We start from the raw sequence: 17,217 nt of genomic DNA, 5'->3' as shown, positions 1-17,217 counted from the left end.
TCTCCTGTCGCGGTTCGAGACGGAGGATAGCCCGGAAATGCGCCCCGTCTGCATCCGGCGCCTTCACGGCCGCGTGAGCGGGGCGGAAAGGCGCCGGGGCCGGTCAGCCGGGCGGCGCGTAGGCGGAGGCGATCTTGCCCGCCTCCTTCTGCATCTCGGTCAGCTCGGCGGAGGAGAAGGCCCGCTGGGTCCGCAGGTTGGACGCGGCGCCGGAGGCCCCGGCGACCATCAGCCCGGCGAGCAGCTTGGCGACGTCGTCGATGGTGACGATGAGCATGAAGTCGGTGTCGCCGGTGGTGACGTAGAACGCCTCCTGCGTGCCGCCCGCGGCCTTGACGAGCGCGCCCGAGGCGGCCTCGCGGTCACTGGGGCTGGCGATCATGCCCTTCATGGCGGCCTGGGTGTAGCATCCGGTTACGATGAAACGTGGCATCGTCTGTCCTCCCTGAACGGGGCGCCGGCACCCGTCCGCGTTGCGCGGATCGTTTCCCGCCCGCGGCCCCATCGGGGGATGGTATCACAATTACTTGACCTTAGGGAAAGAAACCGGGCGCGGCTTGACCCATGTCATGGACCGGGCGGGCGGGAATGGGGTCTGCTGGAGACAGGAGCCGGCCCGGGCGCGAAGGGGCGGCCGGGTCATCGGCACTTCAGGACCTTGGAGGAGACGCGATGACGACGGTAGGACAGATCCTTGAATCAAAGGGGCGCACGGTTCACCAGGTGGGCACGGACGCGATGGTGCTGGACGCGCTGAAGCTGATGGCGGAGGCGAACGTCGGCTCGGTGATGGTGATGGACGGCGAGACGGTCGCCGGGATCTTCACCGAGCGGCAATACGCCCGGCGGGTGTTCCTGATGGGACGCGCCGCGCCGAGCACGCCGGTGCGCGAGGTGATGGAGCCGGACGTGATCTTCGTCACGCCACAGGACACGGTGGACGAATGCATGGCGCTGATGAGCGAGAAGCACATCCGTCACCTGCCGGTTATGGAGGGCGAGCGGCTCGTGGGCATGGTCTCCATCGGCGACCTGATGAAGACGGTGATCGACGAGCACAAGTTCCACCTGGACGAACTCGTCAAATACGTGAGCCGCTGAAGGGTGACCGGGCCCCGGGCCCAGTCAGTCGTTTTGGTGGGGTGGGAGTGGAGGAAGCGCGGTACAATAGGACCGTTGTACGCTGGGCCTGTGAGATTTTCATCCAAGCAATATCCAGCGTGTCCTTTTTCCCGATGATCAAACAACTAGAGAATTGCACGTCCGAGAAAGCAAAGGCACTCTATTCGCCATCTGTTCGTCGTGCGAAAGGCGACACCAACGAATTAACTTGCGTATCCAGACCAGATCGAAACAAGTCCAGTTCTAGTTGTTCCGGTCGAGTTTGAAGCAAGTAGGGTTGCGACAATGGATCCAATGCTTCGATCACCTCCAGAACCGAGAACTCTCTCCGATCAGCCAGTAGTCGAGCGACCTCTCGTTGCGCGGGACGCGGAAGGTTAGCAGGTTTAGGGACCCGGCAGTCTGCAGCTAAAACCTGCAAAACTGTCTCCCAAGCACACCAAAATACTTCCATGAATGCCCCGTCATACGGTACGGGGACGACAATGAGGTTCTTTGTTTCTTCTAGACGAACGGTATCAGATTTTCCTTGGTCAGCAGGAACAATAGCAAGCCGCAATCCACGTGCAGCTTCCAGATGGCGCTGGTTGATCTTCACAGTTGTGCCTACCCATTGATCAGTGCTTGGCCGCCCAACAAAGAGATCGGCCTTCCAAAGGCCTGAAATGGATGTCGGAAGGTTCTTCCGCTCTGATGCCTTACGGAAGGCTGCAGCCAACTGGTCCACGCGTTTTTTTAGCTTGATCGGCTGGCCACGGCTTCCCGCCAAAAGTCTGGAATCATTAGTTAAATTATCCCTAACGCTTTCGATGAGATTGATCTTCCCGGTCTTTTCAACGCCAAACAGCAGTGAGTTCACGTCACCCCCAGCAATCTTGCAGTGGCGTTTCAAAGCTGTGTCTATCCGATCAAGGACCATCGGGTCGTTGTTAATGATCGCATCGTGAACGGCGTACTCGAAGCAAACGCCAGATTCGCCATCATGCTTGGCCCTGTTCCGAGACAGCTGCCGCAAAAGGACGTTCTGATAACCGCCGTAGTCATTAACGACTTCACTTTTCAATGAATACAGCAGCGCCCCTAAGATCGGCCGCACCACCGCAGTGATCGCCGGAACCTCGCCAGCCACTGCGTTCTGCTGAACCTCTTTCCTAATTTCCATGAATCAATCCAACTTCATTAAGCCAATATGACAACTAAAAACTCTATCCCTCGATTAAACGTCAATTCCTATTGATAGCCATATCCTTCAGCTTGTCTACGGGCCTTTGCGGCCGCAATGTGAAACGGTCTTGCTGCGCCCGACCCTCCCCCCGGGAGGGCGCTTTGGCGGTACCGGTGGCCGCTCGGAGCGCGGTCGGGGCTTTGGGATAAAGGGGAGACCACAGGCGTTGGGGCGCGCCCACCCAGGGTCGGACGCGGCCCTTTGTGCGTCGGATGACCGGGGAGCGCCGGGACTGAGGCCCGAGCAAAGAATCCTTGCCGCAACGTCAATGACGGGCGCATTCTTTCCCATCCGTTCAGGATCATTTCAGAAAAGGGAGAGAGACATGGCGATTTTCGACGTGATGAATGCGGCCGTTCAGAACAATGACGCCGACGCCTACCTCGGGCTATACGCCGATGATGCGGTCTTCGTGCGCCACCAGAGCGGGACCACCATGAACAAGGCGGAGTTCGACGCGCTGATCCGCAAGATGATGGCCTCGGACGCCATGGTCATGGGGCCACGCCGCAAGATCTACGAGAACGACGACATTCTCGTCATCCACTCGGTCAACGACTATCCGGACGGCACGCGCGAGGCGGTGCTGATGGCCTGCTCGCTCGACGGCGGCAAGATCAGCCGCGTCGAGACAGGGGCAACACCGCTGAAAACGTGAGACCGGGGGTCAGCTGTCCATCTTGAGGGCGTTGATGAATGCTTCCTGCGGAATGTCCACCTTGCCGAACTGGCGCATCTTCTTCTTGCCCGCCTTCTGCTTTTCCAGAAGCTTCTTCTTCCGGGTGGCGTCGCCGCCGTAGCATTTGGCGGTCACGTCCTTGCGCATGGCGGAGAGGGTCTCGCGGGCGATGACGCGGCCTCCGATGGCGGCCTGGATCGGGATCTTGAACATGTGGCGCGGGATCAGCTCCTTGAGCTTCTCGCACATCGCCCGGCCGCGCATCTCGGCGCGGTCGCGGTGGACCATCATGGAGAGCGCGTCGACGGGCTCCTCGTTCACCAGCACCGACATCTTGACGAGGTTGTCGGTGCGGTAGCCGTAGAGCTGGTAGTCAAAGGAGGCGTAGCCCTTGGTCACCGATTTCAGCCGGTCGTAGAAGTCGAACACGACCTCGTTGAGCGGCAGGTCGTAGACGGCCATGGCGCGGGCGCCGGCATAGGTGAGGTCGAGCTGGATGCCGCGGCGGTCCTGGCAGAGCTTGAGCACGTCGCCGAGGTATTCGTCGGGCACCATGATGGTGGCCTTGATGCGCGGTTCGTCGATGTGATCGACGGTGGCCGGGTCCGGCATGTCGGCGGGGTTGTGCAGCTCGATCTCGGTGCCGTCGCGCATGTGGACCTTGTAGACCACGGAGGGCGCGGTGGTGATGAGCTCGATGTCGTACTCGCGCTCGATCCGGTCGCGGATCACCTCGAGGTGCAGCAGGCCGAGGAAGCCGCAGCGGAAGCCGAAGCCCAGCGCGGCGGAGGTTTCCATCTCGTAGGTGAAGGAGGCGTCGTTGAGCGCCAGCTTCTCGATGGCGGTGCGCAGGTCCTCGAACTCGGCGTTGTCGACCGGGAAGAGGCCGCAGAAGACCACGGGCTGCGAGGGTTTGAAGCCGGGCAGCGGCTTGTCGCAGGGCTTCTTCTGGTGGGTGATGGTGTCGCCGACGCGGGTGTCGCGGACCTGCTTGATCGAGGCGGTGAGCACGCCGATCTCGCCCGGGCCGAGCTCGGCGATGTCGGTCATCTTGGGGCGCAGGACGGCGAGCTTGTCGACGCCGTACCTGGCGCCGGTCTGCATCATCAGGATGTTGTCGCCCTTGCGGATCACGCCGTCCATGACGCGGATCATGACGACGACGCCGAGGTAGGCGTCGTACCAGCTGTCGACCAGCATCGCCTTGAGCGGCGCGTCGCGGTCGCCGGTGGGGGCCGGCAGGCGCTTGACGATGGCTTCAAGCACGTCGGGGATGCCGATGCCGGTCTTGGCGGAGATCAGGCAGGCGTCCGAGGCGTCGATGCCGATGACGTCCTCGATCTGCTCGGCGATGCGCTCGGGCTCGGCGGCGGGCAGGTCGATCTTGTTGAGGACCGGGACGATCTCGTGGTCGGCGTCGATGGCGGTGTAGACGTTGGCGAGCGTCTGCGCCTCGACCCCCTGCGTGGCGTCGACCACCAGCAGCGAGCCCTCGACCGCGCGCATGGAGCGTGAGACCTCGTAGGCGAAGTCGACGTGACCGGGGGTGTCGATCAGGTTGAGCGTGTAGGTGCGGCCGTCCTTGGCGGGGTATTCGATCCGCACGGAGTTGGCCTTGATGGTGATGCCGCGCTCGCGCTCGATGTCCATCGCGTCGAGCAGCTGCTCCTTCATGTCGCGTTCGGCGACGGTGCCGGTGAGCTGGATCAGCCGGTCGGCCAGGGTGGATTTCCCGTGGTCAATATGGGCGACGATGGAGAAGTTGCGGATGTGGCTGAGATCGGTGGTCATGGGCGGCATATGAGGAGAATCCGTGCAGCGGTCAAGCACGATAGAACGCCGCGGGGAAAAGGGAAACAGGGATCGGCACGGATCGGGATTGCCGGAGGTGCGGGAATGGCATAGCGGTGGGCATGCGGCCCGGCACGGGCCCACACGGCGGGGCGGCGCGCGGCTGGCGGTCCTGGGACGAACCTGGTGCGGGCCGCGAGGACGAGTGCATGGCGCGTTTCGAGACCACGGGCGATTTCAGCATCCGGAACCTGGATTTCCACCGGCTGTCCGATGGGTTGCGCGAGTCCGGCCTGGAGGACGACGTTTTCATCGAAGCCGGGACGCGGACGCTGGAGGATCTCTATTTCACCAACTGGCTGCTGGGCGGACGGGAATACCTGACGGTGTTTCTCGGCAGCGGTTTCGAGGTCAACCGCAAGGGGCAGCTCGTTGCCGGCACGGTGGAGATGGTCCTTGAGGTCGATGAGCAGTCGGACGGCTCTTCATGGGGGATCGACATGGTCGACGCCCCGCTCGAAGCGGCGGAGCTCCTGGCCGCGATCCTGACCGAAGACACCTCCGACGACCTGGCGCTGATCGAGGCCGCGCTGAGCGGGCGGGACGTGATCCGGCTCGGAGCGGGCGACGACCGGATGAACGGGTTCGACGGCGGCGACCGGATGCTCGGCAGGGCCGGCGACGACACGCTGGGCGGCGGCGGCGGCCGGGACGTGATCAAGGGCGGCCGGGGGGCCGACCGGCTCTATGGCGACAACGGGGCCGACCGGCTGTTCGGCGAGGCCGGACGGGATCGGCTCGACGGCGGCGCGGGCGACGACCGGCTGAACGGCGGGCGCGGGGCGGATCAGATGACGGGCGGCGCGGGGGCGGACAGCTTCGTGTTCTCCGCCGGAAACGGCCGCGACGTGATCGCCGATTTCGAGAATGACATCGACGGGATCGAGCTCGACAGCGGGCTGTGGAACAACGACCTGACCGCCCGGCAGGTGCTCAAGCGGTTTGCCACCGACACGGGCGACGACGTGGTGCTGGCGTTCGGCGACGATATGCTGCTGGTGAAGGGCGTAGCGGACAAGTTCGACCTGGCTGACGATCTGACCCTGCTGTAAACGCGGCGGGTCTCGGCCGGGGGCGGGAGCGCCCTGCCCTCGCGGCCACCCGCCACTGGCGCGCGTTCACATAAAGAAGAAGTCGCTGCGGCTCAGGTCATCCGGCGAGACCCCCAGAAGGGTGATCGAGAACTCGGTGTCGTTGTCGACGCGGATGATTGTATCCACATCGCCCTCGATGATCAGGTCCCGGTACTTCTCGCTGATCCAGATGGTCTCGATCCCGGGCCGGAAATCGGTGATCACGTTGTGGCCGATGGAACTGTAGAAAAGGAACTCGTCGACGCCTTTGCCCCCGGTCATGGTCTGCTTGCCAAAGTTCCCGTAGAGCCTGTCGTTGCCGCGGCCGCCCATCAGGATGTCGTCGCCCATACCGGCATAGAGGCGGTCGTTGCCGCCGTTGCCGCGCAGGACGTCGTCGCCCCTGTCACCACGGAGATCGTCGTCACCCTTGCCGCCGGACAGCCAGTCATTGCCGTAACCGGCGTCCAGAAAGTCGTCGCCTCGGTTGCCGAAAAGGCGGTCGTCACTGGTAATAGGTATCCAGGGATGCTCGCGGTCGATCAGCGTGTCGTTGTCGACGCCGCCGCGGAGGGTGTCGTTGCCCTCGCCGCCGATGAGGTAGTCGCCACCGCGCCCGCCGGAGAGCAGGTCGTCGCCCTCGCCGCCGATGAGCTCGTCGCTCCAGCCGCGCCCGTACAGGGCATCGTTGCCGGCACCGCCGGTCAGGACATTGCGGCCCTCGTCCCCGAAGAGCCGCGAGGCCTCGCTGCCGCCGATCACGTTCTCGATGCGGACCAGCTTGTCCCAGCCGACCCCGGTCTGCTGGTAGGAGGTGATGGCGAGGTCGACCGTGACCGACCCGTGCGAGGAGTAATCGGCGACGTCGATCTTGATGCCGCCGTCGAGGACATCGTTGCCTGGACCGCCGATCAGCCTGTCGTCGAGAGCGCCGCCGCGCAGCTTGTCGTTGCCATCGCCGCCCCAGAGCACATCCGAGTTCTGTTCGCCGAAAAGGATATCGTCGCCCGCCATGCCGTAGAGCGTGTCCCACCCGTGGCTGGCATGCAGGATGTCGTCGCCGTCGGTTCCGACCAGAACGTCGGGGCCCAGCGAGGGGGCATCCGGCAGAAGCGCGGCGGGATCGACCGAGCGCACCTCGCCCTCTGGGGTGATCTCGTAGGCGAAGACCGTCGAATTGAGCGCACCGCTCGCCTCCAGCGCGGAGGCATCCTCCTGAAAGCTGCTCAGATAGCCGCGGACCGCATAGTCCACCTCACCTGACCGCAGGGTGTCGACCAGTTCGGAGAACGGCACCACGACGAGGGTGGCGGCAGGGAAGGCCCGGCTCAGCTCGGTCTTTGCATTGAGCGTCGTGCCGACCGGCGCGGTGTCGAACAGGGCGGCGGCGTCGGCACCGTCGAGGGAATCGAAGGCCGAAAAGAGGAAGAAGCGCAGCAAGATGATCTCCATGATGCGGGGGCGGGGACGTTGGAGCGGGCCGGGCCCAGCGGGAGGCTAGCAAGCGGCGGGCACGGCGCGCATCCGGGACGTGGGGTCACCCGGACCGGCGGGAAACGGCAACGAACCGCCAGCCCGGTTTGACAGGATCGCGGGGGCATGGAAGGTGGGCGGAAAGAGCAGATGACCGGAGAGCCCAATGGCGAGCGTGAACGCAGTCGATTCCTTCAACCAGTTCGTCTACAACCTGAACGACGCGTGGAAGGGCGCGGAATTCTTCTATTATTACAACAACAAGCCCTTCGACTACTGGGACACGACCTATCGCGACGCGTTCGAGATCGACTTCGAGGACAACGGCTCCTTCCTGCTGCTGCAGTTCACCGGCCAGCGGATCGTGGCGGAAAGCTCCGACGAGGCGAGTTCGGACAACGCGATGACCGGTGGCAAGGTCGAGGGCCTGCACCTGAGCATCTGGTCGGGCAGCGACTGGATCGACCTGTGGACGATCCAGGATTTCGAGGTCTCGGCCAAGGCCGTCAACGACGCGATGGAGACCAAGCGGACCGGCGACGATGTCCGGATCTTCAAGGCGATGTTCGCCGGCAACGACACCTTCGACCTCAGCCGCTACGACGACGCCGCCATCGGCTATGCCGGGGCCGACAAGATGCTGGGGCGCGCGGGCAATGACACGCTGCTCGGCGCCGGTGGCAACGACACGATCAATGGCGGCAAGGGCGCCGACACGATCGAGGGCGGCAAGGGCAAGGACCTGCTGACCGGGGGCAAGGGCGCCGACGCCTTCCTGTTCGCCGAGGGCGACGGGCGCGACATCATCACGGATTTCGCGGACGACACGGACCGGCTGGTGCTGGATTCCGACCTCTGGAACAACGATCTGACGCGCCGCAAGGTGGTCAACAAGTTCGCCGAGGAGAAATCCGGCAAGGTGGTCTTCGACTTCGGCGACGAGGTGATTGTGCTGCGCGGGGTCGAGGACAAGAGCGACCTGATCGACGACATCACCATCCTCTGACCGCCGAACGGCGGGCGACGCCGGCCGTCAGGCCACGTCGCGCGCCGCGCCCGGAGCCTGGGGCCGATGGTCCGAGGCTTCGGGATGGGCGCGGACCGCGTCGCGCGCCTCTCCGACCGTCACGCAGGGCCGCACCATCGCGCCGTAGCCGCGTTTCGGGTCCTTCAGAAGCGCCGGGAAGAGCCGCAGCACCTCGGCGCGCTGCGTCGGGGTCAGCATCCGCAGGGCCATCGGGCCGGGCAGGAAGCTCTCGGTCTCGAGCCCCTCGGACAGGATCACGGCGTGGCGCGGCAGCAGCACGTGGTAATAGGTCACCCGGCGGCAGCCCTTCATCTCGCGGACGCCGCGCAGGCCGGCCAGGCCGCGGGCCGGGGCCAGCACCTCGCGCCCGTCCCAGGCCGTGCCGCCCAGCAGCACGCGGTGCTGGGGCGAGACCACGAGGTCGCGTGCGGGCGCGCCGGGACCGAAGGTGTCGGCGCGGATCTGCATGGGGCGGTCGAGATCCCGCGCGCCGGGCCAGCGCAGGGTGCTGAACGAGACCCAGCGGATCGGCAGCGCCCCGCCGTCGCGGGTGACCAGCAGGTCACCGGGGGCGAGGTCCTCGACCGGCACGGGGCCCTTGGGGGTCATCAGCAGGGTGCCGGCGGCGAAGCAGATCTCTCCCGGCCCGGTCTCGTCGACGTTCTGGATGTCGATCGCGCCGTTGCCGAAATTCTCCATGTCGGCCTCGGTCGCTTCCTCGCCGGGCATGAAGCTCAGGCGCGCGGTGTCGCCGGGCGTGGGGTAGTCGTAGACCGTGATGACGATCACGTCCGCGCCACGGAACTCCACCGGGACCTGGTTGGCTCCGTTGTTGTTCGTTGTGGGCAGGGTGCCCTGGACCGCGAAGCTGAAGTCGTAGCTGACCCCGTCGATCACGACCTGGGTGTCGGGATCGGGCACGCCCTCGCTGCCTTCGAGAATGATGTCCCCGTCCGGCCCGCTGGGCACGAAGGTGATCTCGACGGACGGGTCTCCAGTCAGGTTCAACGCCGGGTTGTTGGCGGAATTGCTGTCGAACCTCGCCCAGTATGTCGTGCTCACGATGCCCTCACCCTCTCGGTATCTCGCAAATTGGAGTCAATTTAGAAACCAATCGCGGCAAGAATGGGACATTCCGCGCGTCGGAGTAACCCCTGAAGCCCAGCTTTCCCTACGGAAGGCGGAATTTGACCGAAGCCCGCAATGCTATACGCTGTTGCAACGTTTGGGTGTCATCCGGGGGAGACAGGCATGCGCAAATTGCAGACACAGGGCGTGCACCACATCACGCTGACCGGTGCCGATCGCAAGACATCCATCGATTTCTGGGAGGGCGTGCTCGGCATGCCCTTTGTCTTCGACCAGCCCAACCTCGACCGGCCCAGCGAGGGGCATCTGTATTTCGACCCCGGCGACGGCCGGCTGATCACCGTTTTCACCAACGAGAACCGGCGCCCCAACCCGGCGCGCACGCCGACCGACGCGGGCTGCGTGCATCACCTGGCGTTCAACGTCAGCCGGGCGACATTCAGCCAGACCGTGCGGCGGCTGGACGAGCGCGGCATCCGGCATTCGGGGCCGAAGGACCGCGGGTTCATGGATTCGATCTATTTCACCGACCCGCTCGGGTTGCTGATCGAGCTGGCCTGCTACCGGTTCGAGCCGCCGGCGGGGTGCACCCATGCCGACGTGATGATCGAGGCGCACCGGATCCGGGTCGCGCGCGGGGATTACAACATCCAGGAAGTGCACCTGGCGGATGCGATCGAGCTGTTGGTGGAGCGGCGCCAGCAGACGCTCTCGGAGAGCCGGGCGCCGGCCGACCCCTATCGCGGGCGCTGAGGCGATGCTGGCGGTCGCGGTGCGGGTGCGCGGACGGGTGCAGGGCGTGGGCTACCGCGCCTGGTGCCGTGGCGAGGCGGCGGCGCGGGGACTCGCCGGATGGGTCCAAAACGAGGCCGACGGCTCGGTCTCGGCGTGGCTCGAGGGCCCCGGAGAGGCGGTCGATGCGATGATCGAGGCGATGCGGAGCGTCCCTCCGGCGGGCCGGGTGGACAGCATTGACTGGGAAGCGCGCGGAGCGACGGGAGCGGACGGCTTCCGGGTGCTGCGCGGATGAACGCCTGTGGCCGGCACCCGACAGACGGGCACGGATTTTCCGCCCGGCGTTCAGCAAACGTTGATATTTCCCGACAATTCTGGCACGAAGAGCGGATCGGACCATCGACCGCGGCAAGACGGCCGGTCCAGGCAATATCGAGGCAGAGCACATGAAAACCCTCACCACACTCCTGTTGGCGGCGGCGCTTGCGCTTCCGCTTGGCATGATCTCGGCACCCTCGGCAGAGGCCGGCTCGACCATCGAGCGCGCCTGCATGAGTTCCAACCGCCGCGCGGCCTCCCGGCCGCTGTGCGATTGCATCCAGCGCGTCGCCGACCAGATGCTGACCCGCCGGGACCAGCGGATGGCCGCGAAGTTCTTCAAGGACCCGCACCGTGCGCAGGAAGTCCGTCAGTCGGACAGGGCCTCGGACGAGGCATTCTGGAAGCGCTACAAGGCGTTCGGCACCACCGCGGGCAACGTCTGCAGCTGATCGCAGTGCCGGCCGGGCGCTCCGGCCGGTCCGCACGGGGGCCACGCCCCCTGCCCGCCGGCCCGCGTCACCGCGGCCGGCGCAACTCCCCCAGAAGCCCCATCGCGGCATGTTCGATGAGCCGCAGAACGAGATCGAATCCGCCCTCGTAATAGGGGTCGGGAACGTCGACGCGTTCCGACGGTCCATAGGCCAGGAACAGCCGGACGGGCGTTTCGTTGCCCGGCGGGCGTTGCGCCTCGATATCTTCCAGGTTCTGGCGGTCCATCGCGACGATCAGGTCGAAGCGGGAGAAATCCGCCGGCACGAACTGCCGCGCCCGGAGGCCGGAGAGGTCGTAGCCAGAGCCGCGCGCGGTGGCCTGCATCCGCCGGTCGGGGGGCTCTCCCACGTGCCAGCTGCCGGTGCCGGCGCTGTCGAATTCCACCGCCTGCCCGGCGCGCGTGGCCAGCTCCCGCGCCACGCCTTCGGCGGCGGGAGAGCGACAGATATTGCCAAGGCAGACGAAAAGGATACGGGGCGGGGCGGCGTGGGTCGGCTCGGTCATGGTCCATGGGTGCGCCCGGGGCGGGGCCGGGTCAAGGCTGCCATTCGGACAGGTCGGACGCGCCGCGTCGGCGATTCGCCGCTTCGGCCTGCGCCCGCGGCTGCCGCCTCTGCCCTCGCCGTTGGCAGGACCGCGCGGAATTTCGGCGCGGACGGGCGCCAGCGATCCCGGATCGCGAGACGTCGCCGGCGGCTTTCCGGTCCCGGCCCTTCGACCGTTGCCTCCGGCCGCTGCCTGTTCCAGAAACGGGGGGTGAGTGATGCCCCCCGTCCCGCCTTACAGCGAACCGGGGCGCCGGGTCTGAAGGAGCGAAAGATGCGCAAGATCGTGATTCTGACCGGCGCGGGGATCTCGGCCGAAAGCGGGCTGGGAACGTTCCGGGATGTCGGCGGGATCTGGTCGCAATACGACCTGGAGGAGGTCGCCACGCCCGAGGGCTTCGCCCGCAACCCGGCGCTCGTCCACGATTTCTACAACGCGCGGCGGGCCAATGCCCTGGCCGCCGAGCCGAACGCGGCCCATGCGGCGCTGGCGCGGCTGGAGCGGGACTGGCAGGGCGAGGTCGTGCTGGTGACCCAGAACATCGACGACCTGCACGAGCGCGCCGGCCACCAGCGGGTGATCCACATGCATGGCGAGCTGACCGGGGCGCTCTGCGCGCAATGCGGCGCCCACTGGACCGCGCCGCTGGTGATGCGGGCCGAGGATCCCTGCCCCGAATGCGGCGAGGCGGCGACCCGGCCGGACATCGTCTGGTTCGGCGAGATGCCCTACGACATGGACCTGATCGAGCGCCACGTGATCAGCGCCGACCTGTTTGCCGCCATCGGCACCTCCGGCCAGGTCTTTCCCGCGGCCGGTTTCGTGATGCACGCGAACGCGGCCGGGGCGGAGACGGTGGAGCTGAACCTCGAGCCGTCGGAGCTGAGCGGGATGTTCGACCGGCGCTTCGAGGGGCCGGCGACCGAGGTCGTGCCGGGTTGGGTCGAGGGGCTTCTGGCCGGCGGGCTCCGTCAGCAGATCTGAGCGCCTCGGCGGTGCGGGCGGAGGGGGGCTGTCTGCCCCCCGCGCGGCATGGCCGCGCGCCCCACGAGGATATTTTCCGACAGAAGAGGCCGGGCGCTTCGGGGGCATGGCCCCCGGCCGGCGCGCGACGGCCGGCAGCGCCGGCCCGAGCGGGTCGGCGCCACCGGAATGGTCCGGTCAGTTGCTCATGCCGTGCTGCATCGGCTGGCCGGGCTGGCGCTGCAGGTCGACCGGGATCTCGACGGTGATGTCGCCGGCCTTCTCGAAGCTCAGCGTCACCGTGACCGTCTCGCCGTCGTTCATCGGGCCGGTGAGCCCCATGAACATGACATGGTCGCCGCCGCGCTGGAGCATGTGGGTGCTGCCGGCGGGGATCGGGAAGCCTTCCTCGACCTGCACCATCTGCATCACGCCGTTGGCGTCGCCGATGTGGGTGTGCAGCTCGACCCTGGCGGCGATGTCGGAGGCGGCGCCGACGAGGCGGTCGTCCTCGCTGCCGGTGTTGTGGATTTCCATGAAGGCCGCACCGGACTTGGCATTGGCCATGGCGGCGCGGGCGTAGGCGTCGACGATCTCGATATCGGCAAGGGCCGGGGTGGCGAGAACGAGCGCGGCTGCCGCCGCGAAGAGGGGTTTCAGGGACATCTGGGTCTCCGTCTGATCTGTGTCTGGTCTGGGTGGGGCCTCGGCAGGCTGCCGGGGCCGGTCGGACGGGATCAGGCGGGAGGGGCGCGGGCGCCGCGGCCGTGCGGCACCCTGGCGGGGGCGATCGCGACGTCCTGCAGCCGGTCGCGCCAGGCCGGGGCGAGATCTGCCGGCGCATTGGTCGCCGGCGGCGCCGGCGGTTCGGCCCAGAAGGCCAGCGCGGCGTCGGGGCAAAGGCCGTGCGATTCGACCGGGTTGCCGTCCGCGTCGAAGGAGATCGTGACCGCGCCGTAGCCGGTGCAGATGACCATTTCGCCCACGGCCGGCGCCCTGCCGAGCGCCATGCCGAAGCCCAGGGACGAGAGTCCGAGGCTCAGGATCAGCACGAGGGATAGCAGGCGGCCAGTCATCGGATGCACACTAGACAGGCATCCGGGAAACGCAACGCACAAAAGAAAGCGGCCCCGCCGGATGGCAGGGCCGCGTCAGAAAGAGCCGGAGGCCGGATCAGGCGGCTGCCTGGGCCTTGGCGATATCCTTCTTGATCTTCAGCGCCTTGGCGGAGAGCTCTTCGTCGCTGGCCTTGGCGAGGAACGCGTCGAGGCCGCCGCGGTGGTCGACCGACCGCAGGGCGGAGGACGAGATCCGCAGCTTGAAGGAGCGCCCGAGGGCGTCGGAGATGAGCGTCACGTCCTGCAGGTTCGGCAGAAAGCGGCGCTTGGTCTTGTTGTTGGCGTGGCTGACGTTGTTGCCAACCATCGGACCTTTACCGGTCAGTTCGCAGACACGCGACATTGGATGATCCTCGACGTTCGTATGACAAATGGGGCACAACCCGGGCCAGGGTGTCCGGCCGGGGCGCCCCGAATTCCGTTCGCGCGTTTAAGAGCATGCCGGAGCCGGTGTCAAGCCGATTCCCCCCTTTGCCTGCCCGGTCCGCCGCCCCGGCCTCGTGCGCGCCCATCAGCGGCGGCGCAGCCCGCTTTCGCGCAGCATGATATAGAGGCCGGCGGCGAGGATGACAGCGCTGCCCGCAAGGGTCATCGCGTCGGGGCGTTCGGAGAAGACCACCATGCCGAGGCCGACGCCAAACAGCAGCCGGGTGTAGCGGAACGGCGTGACCGCCGAGACCTCGCCCATGCGCATCGCGGCGGTGAGCCCGGTGTAGGCCGCGACGCTGCACAGGCTGGCGAGGGCCGCATGGCCGATGCCGGAGGCCACGAAGGTGAGCGGGTTGCCGGTCAGGACCAGCAGCAGCGCGCCGGTGGGTACCAGGATCGAGTAGCCGCAGATCCCGATCTGGGCGTTGGTGAGCCCTTTCGGCGCGGCGCGGGTGGCGAGGTCGCGGCCCGCGAAGCCCAGCATGCCCAGAAAGGCCAGCAGCGCGCTGCTGTCGAAGCCCGAGAGCCCCGGGCGCAGGATCATCAGCACCCCGGCGAAGCCCGCGAGAATCGCCAGCCAGCGGCGCCAGCCGACCTGTTCGCCCATGAACATCGCGGCGCCGGCGACGACGACGATGGGGGTCGCCTGCAGGATCGCGGTGGCGTTGGAGAGCGGGGCCACGGCGATGGCGAGAGTATAGAAGATGCGGCCGCAGGCCTCGAAGGCCGCGCGGAGCCACATCCGCGGATGGATCATGCGGCGGTCGGCGACCGGCTCGCCGCGGACCAGGCCGAGCAGGACGAAACCCGCGGTTCCGAAAAGGCCCAGCAGCATCAGCGCCTGCCCCACCGCCATGGTGACGGTGGCGGACTTGAGGAAGGTGTCCTCGAGCGCGAAGGCGGCCATGGCGGCGGTCATGAAGAGCGCGCCGCGGAGGTTGTCGGACAGCGCCGTCACCTCAGGGCGCCGCGTCGAGCAGGGCGAGCATCTCGTGGGCGGCGGCGGCCGGGGCGAGGTCGCCCTCGGCGACGCGGGTGCCGAGCGCCTCCATGCGGGCGCGCATCTCGGGCGAGCCGGAGAGCCGGGCGAGCAGGCCGAGGCGGACCTCCTCCTCGAACCAGTGGCGGGACTGGCGGGCGCGGCGGGCCTGCCAGTGGCCGGTCTCGCGGCGCCAGGCGGCGAGGGTCTGCATCTCCTCCCAGGCGGTTCTCAGGCCCTCGCCTTCGACGGCGGAGACGGTCATCGCCTTGGGGAAGCCCTCCGGGTCCTCGGGGCGCTTGCGCAGCAGGTGCAGGGCGCCGGCGTAATCGGCGCAGGTGCGGGTCGCCACCGGCTTCAGCGCGCCGTCGGCCTTGTTGACGAGGATCATGTCGGCGATCTCCATGATGCCGCGCTTGACCCCCTGCAGCTCGTCGCCGCCCGCCGGGGCGAGCAGCAGCAGGAAGATGTCGGACATCTGGGCGACCATGGTTTCGGACTGGCCGACGCCCACGGTCTCGATCAGCACCACGTCGAAGCCTGCCGCCTCGCAGAGCGCGACCACCTCGCGGGTGCGCCGGGCGACGCCGCCGAGCTCGGACTGGCTCGGCGAGGGGCGGATGAAGGCGTTGGGGTTGCGCGAGAGCGTCTCCATGCGGGTCTTGTCCCCGAGGATCGAGCCGCCCGATCGGGCCGAGGACGGGTCGACCGCCAGCACGGCGACGCGCAGCCCCTGCTCGGTCAGCATGTTGCCGAAGCTCTCGATGAAGGTCGACTTGCCGACGCCCGGCGTGCCGGACAGGCCGAGGCGCAGCGCCTGGTTGCCGGTGCCGGAGAGCCGGTCGGCCAGCTGGAGCGCCAGGGCGCGGTGGTCGGCCCGGTTGCTCTCGATCAGGGTGATGGCCCGGGCGAGCGCGCGCCGTTCGCCGGCTGTCACCCGGCGTGCCAGGTCTTCGATATCCATGCGCCTGCGATCCTCCGCGTTGCCTCGGGGCGGGTTCCTCGGCGCCTGTCTTCCTCCTCCCGGCCGGAAATGTCCAGACGCCGCCACGGGCCTGCGCGCCGAAGGCGCGCCCGGCCCAACGGGCGTCCGACGCCCTGCGGGCGGAGGGCGTCGGCGGGAGCCGCCCGGGTTGGGTGCGGTGCGCCGATCCGGGCCGTTGCGCTGCCGGAGGGGTGGGACGGGGGGCTGTCTGCCCCCCCGCGCGCCCCGTGCCGAGGCTCCCCCCGAGGATATCTCCCGACAGGCGAAGGCCATGGGCGGGAGCGCGCTGCTTCACCGGCTCGTGTTGGGCCGCCGGTTGACCTGACGCGGGTTTTGCGGCCCTTTGGCGGCGTTTCAGCCCCCAGCCGGAGACGCCGATGCGCCGCCTGACTGCCGTTCTTCCCGCGCTTGCCCTCGCCCTTGCGATCCTGCCCCTACGCCCGCTTGCCGCACAGGAGGAGCAGGCGGTGTTCGACGTGAGTTTCGCCGGCATTCGAGGCGGCACGCTGTCGATCGGCGGCGCCGAGCGCGACGGGCAGTACACCGCCGCCGCCGTCGCCGAGAGCAGCGGGCTGGTCGGCGGCATCTACCGTCTGCGGGCGGAGGCGCGGTCGTCGGGCCGGGTGTCGGGCAACCGCTACACCCCCGCCGCCTATGACGAGGCGACCCGGGAGCGCGGCGAGAGCAAGACCAAGCAGATCCGCTTTCCGGGCGGCATCGCCACCGTGACCCAGGACCCGCCCGACACGAAGCGCAAGGACTGGCATGCCGAGGGCAAGGACCACCCCGGTGTCGTGGACCCGATGACCGGGCTCTTCGCGCTGCTGCGGAGCCGGCCCGCCGGGCTGGCCTGCGACCTCGACATCTCGACCTATGACGGGCGCGAGGTGCACCGGATCAAGCTCTCGGGCGGCCGGCAGGAGGGCGACCGTTTCGTCTGTCCGGCGCAGTACATCCGGGTGGACGGCTACAAGCCCAAGGACCTCGCCGACACCAGCTTCCGCAATTTCGAGGTCACCTACGACACCTCGCGCGGCGATCTCTGGCCGGTGGTGGAGGTTCGGGCCCGCACCAGCTATGGCAGCATGGTGTTCTCCCGCCGCTAGGCCC

General features: G+C 67.4%; 20 protein-coding genes. 9 read left to right on the top strand and 11 right to left on the bottom strand.

All coding sequences use genetic code 11. The features are described from left to right. Nucleotides 1–103 precede the first annotated feature (103 nt). Entirely contained in the window at nt 104–433 is a 330-nt protein-coding gene (locus tag CHB86_RS02000; RefSeq protein WP_089230868.1) for a GYD domain-containing protein, read from the bottom strand. A gap of 239 nt (nt 434–672) precedes the next feature. Between CHB86_RS02000 and CHB86_RS01995 the strand changes: the two genes are divergently transcribed. Then, a complete protein-coding gene (locus CHB86_RS01995) occupies nt 673–1,101 on the top strand; it encodes a CBS domain-containing protein (protein ID WP_089230867.1) in 429 nt (142 codons plus the stop codon). A gap of 181 nt (nt 1,102–1,282) precedes the next feature. On the opposite strand, the gene CHB86_RS01990 is transcribed toward CHB86_RS01995, so the two are convergent. After that, nucleotides 1,283–2,284: a hypothetical protein gene (locus CHB86_RS01990; RefSeq protein ID WP_089230866.1), complete on the bottom strand. Its 1,002-nt coding sequence runs from the start codon at nt 2,282–2,284 to the stop codon at nt 1,283–1,285. Nucleotides 2,285–2,672: 388 nt separating this feature from the next. Between CHB86_RS01990 and CHB86_RS01985 the strand changes: the two genes are divergently transcribed. Next, a complete protein-coding gene (locus tag CHB86_RS01985; RefSeq protein ID WP_089230865.1) occupies nt 2,673–3,005 on the top strand; it encodes a nuclear transport factor 2 family protein in 333 nt (110 codons plus the stop codon). 9 nt (nt 3,006–3,014) lie between these two features. On the opposite strand, the gene lepA is transcribed toward CHB86_RS01985, so the two are convergent. Then, nucleotides 3,015–4,817 carry a translation elongation factor 4 gene (gene lepA, locus CHB86_RS01980; protein ID WP_425445406.1) on the bottom strand — a complete coding sequence of 601 codons (1,803 nt, stop codon included), beginning with the start codon at nt 4,815–4,817 and terminating at the stop codon, nt 3,015–3,017. Between the two features lie 209 nt (nt 4,818–5,026). On the opposite strand from lepA, the gene CHB86_RS01975 reads away from it, so the two are divergent. Then, the gene (locus CHB86_RS01975) at nt 5,027–5,929 is read left to right on the top strand and encodes a calcium-binding protein (protein WP_089230863.1); all 903 of its coding nucleotides are present in this window, start codon (nt 5,027–5,029) and stop codon (nt 5,927–5,929) included. 66 nt (nt 5,930–5,995) lie between these two features. Here CHB86_RS01975 and CHB86_RS01970 read toward each other — a convergent pair whose 3' ends face one another. Continuing rightward, on the bottom strand, nt 5,996–7,390 hold the full coding sequence (locus CHB86_RS01970; RefSeq protein WP_089230862.1) for a calcium-binding protein: 1,395 nt from the start codon (nt 7,388–7,390) through the stop codon (nt 5,996–5,998). Between the two features lie 199 nt (nt 7,391–7,589). On the opposite strand from CHB86_RS01970, the gene CHB86_RS01965 reads away from it, so the two are divergent. Beyond that, nucleotides 7,590–8,429 carry a calcium-binding protein gene (locus tag CHB86_RS01965; protein WP_089230861.1) on the top strand — a complete coding sequence of 280 codons (840 nt, stop codon included), beginning with the start codon at nt 7,590–7,592 and terminating at the stop codon, nt 8,427–8,429. Between the two features lie 27 nt (nt 8,430–8,456). Here the strand turns inward: CHB86_RS01965 and CHB86_RS01960 are convergent, their stop codons facing one another. Then, entirely contained in the window at nt 8,457–9,512 is a 1,056-nt protein-coding gene (locus tag CHB86_RS01960; protein WP_089230860.1) for a Hint domain-containing protein, read from the bottom strand. Nucleotides 9,513–9,701: 189 nt separating this feature from the next. Between CHB86_RS01960 and CHB86_RS01955 the strand changes: the two genes are divergently transcribed. The 3 genes from CHB86_RS01955 to CHB86_RS01945 all read left to right on the top strand — a co-directional run bounded on the left by CHB86_RS01955 (nt 9,702) and on the right by CHB86_RS01945 (nt 11,044). Further along, nucleotides 9,702–10,292: a VOC family protein gene (locus CHB86_RS01955; RefSeq protein WP_089230859.1), complete on the top strand. Its 591-nt coding sequence runs from the start codon at nt 9,702–9,704 to the stop codon at nt 10,290–10,292. A 4-nt stretch (nt 10,293–10,296) separates the two neighbouring features. Next, entirely contained in the window at nt 10,297–10,569 is a 273-nt protein-coding gene (locus CHB86_RS01950; protein ID WP_089230858.1) for an acylphosphatase, read from the top strand. A 151-nt stretch (nt 10,570–10,720) separates the two neighbouring features. Continuing rightward, nucleotides 10,721–11,044: a hypothetical protein gene (locus tag CHB86_RS01945; protein WP_089230857.1), complete on the top strand. Its 324-nt coding sequence runs from the start codon at nt 10,721–10,723 to the stop codon at nt 11,042–11,044. A 67-nt stretch (nt 11,045–11,111) separates the two neighbouring features. Here the strand turns inward: CHB86_RS01945 and CHB86_RS01940 are convergent, their stop codons facing one another. Next, nucleotides 11,112–11,591, bottom strand: coding sequence for a low molecular weight protein-tyrosine-phosphatase (locus CHB86_RS01940; protein ID WP_089230856.1), 480 nt, complete (start codon nt 11,589–11,591; stop codon nt 11,112–11,114). Nucleotides 11,592–11,906: 315 nt separating this feature from the next. Between CHB86_RS01940 and CHB86_RS01935 the strand changes: the two genes are divergently transcribed. After that, complete coding sequence (locus CHB86_RS01935) at nt 11,907–12,617, top strand: NAD-dependent deacylase (protein WP_089230855.1); 711 nt, start codon at nt 11,907–11,909, stop codon at nt 12,615–12,617. Between the two features lie 177 nt (nt 12,618–12,794). Here the strand turns inward: CHB86_RS01935 and CHB86_RS01930 are convergent, their stop codons facing one another. From CHB86_RS01930 to meaB, 5 genes are all read right to left on the bottom strand, one after another. Next, nucleotides 12,795–13,262 carry a copper chaperone PCu(A)C gene (locus CHB86_RS01930; protein ID WP_089230854.1) on the bottom strand — a complete coding sequence of 156 codons (468 nt, stop codon included), beginning with the start codon at nt 13,260–13,262 and terminating at the stop codon, nt 12,795–12,797. Between the two features lie 71 nt (nt 13,263–13,333). Then, entirely contained in the window at nt 13,334–13,672 is a 339-nt protein-coding gene (locus tag CHB86_RS01925; RefSeq protein WP_089230853.1) for a hypothetical protein, read from the bottom strand. 97 nt (nt 13,673–13,769) lie between these two features. Further along, nucleotides 13,770–14,057, bottom strand: coding sequence for a 50S ribosomal protein L28 (gene rpmB / locus CHB86_RS01920; protein ID WP_089230852.1), 288 nt, complete (start codon nt 14,055–14,057; stop codon nt 13,770–13,772). A gap of 168 nt (nt 14,058–14,225) precedes the next feature. Further along, nucleotides 14,226–15,101, bottom strand: coding sequence for a DMT family transporter (locus CHB86_RS01915; protein WP_281251203.1), 876 nt, complete (start codon nt 15,099–15,101; stop codon nt 14,226–14,228). A gap of 1 nt (nt 15,102) precedes the next feature. Then, nucleotides 15,103–16,086 carry a methylmalonyl Co-A mutase-associated GTPase MeaB gene (gene meaB, locus CHB86_RS01910; protein WP_089230851.1) on the bottom strand — a complete coding sequence of 328 codons (984 nt, stop codon included), beginning with the start codon at nt 16,084–16,086 and terminating at the stop codon, nt 15,103–15,105. 398 nt (nt 16,087–16,484) lie between these two features. On the opposite strand from meaB, the gene CHB86_RS01905 reads away from it, so the two are divergent. Further along, nucleotides 16,485–17,213 carry a DUF3108 domain-containing protein gene (locus CHB86_RS01905; RefSeq protein ID WP_089230850.1) on the top strand — a complete coding sequence of 243 codons (729 nt, stop codon included), beginning with the start codon at nt 16,485–16,487 and terminating at the stop codon, nt 17,211–17,213. The last annotated feature ends 4 nt before the right edge of the window (nt 17,214–17,217 follow it).

This window comes from Tropicimonas sediminicola, from assembly GCF_900188335.1.
Lineage (GTDB): Bacteria > Pseudomonadota > Alphaproteobacteria > Rhodobacterales > Rhodobacteraceae > Tropicimonas > Tropicimonas sediminicola.
The sequence above is the reverse complement of the archived record's forward strand: the minus strand, read 5'-3'. Positions and strand labels throughout refer to the sequence as shown.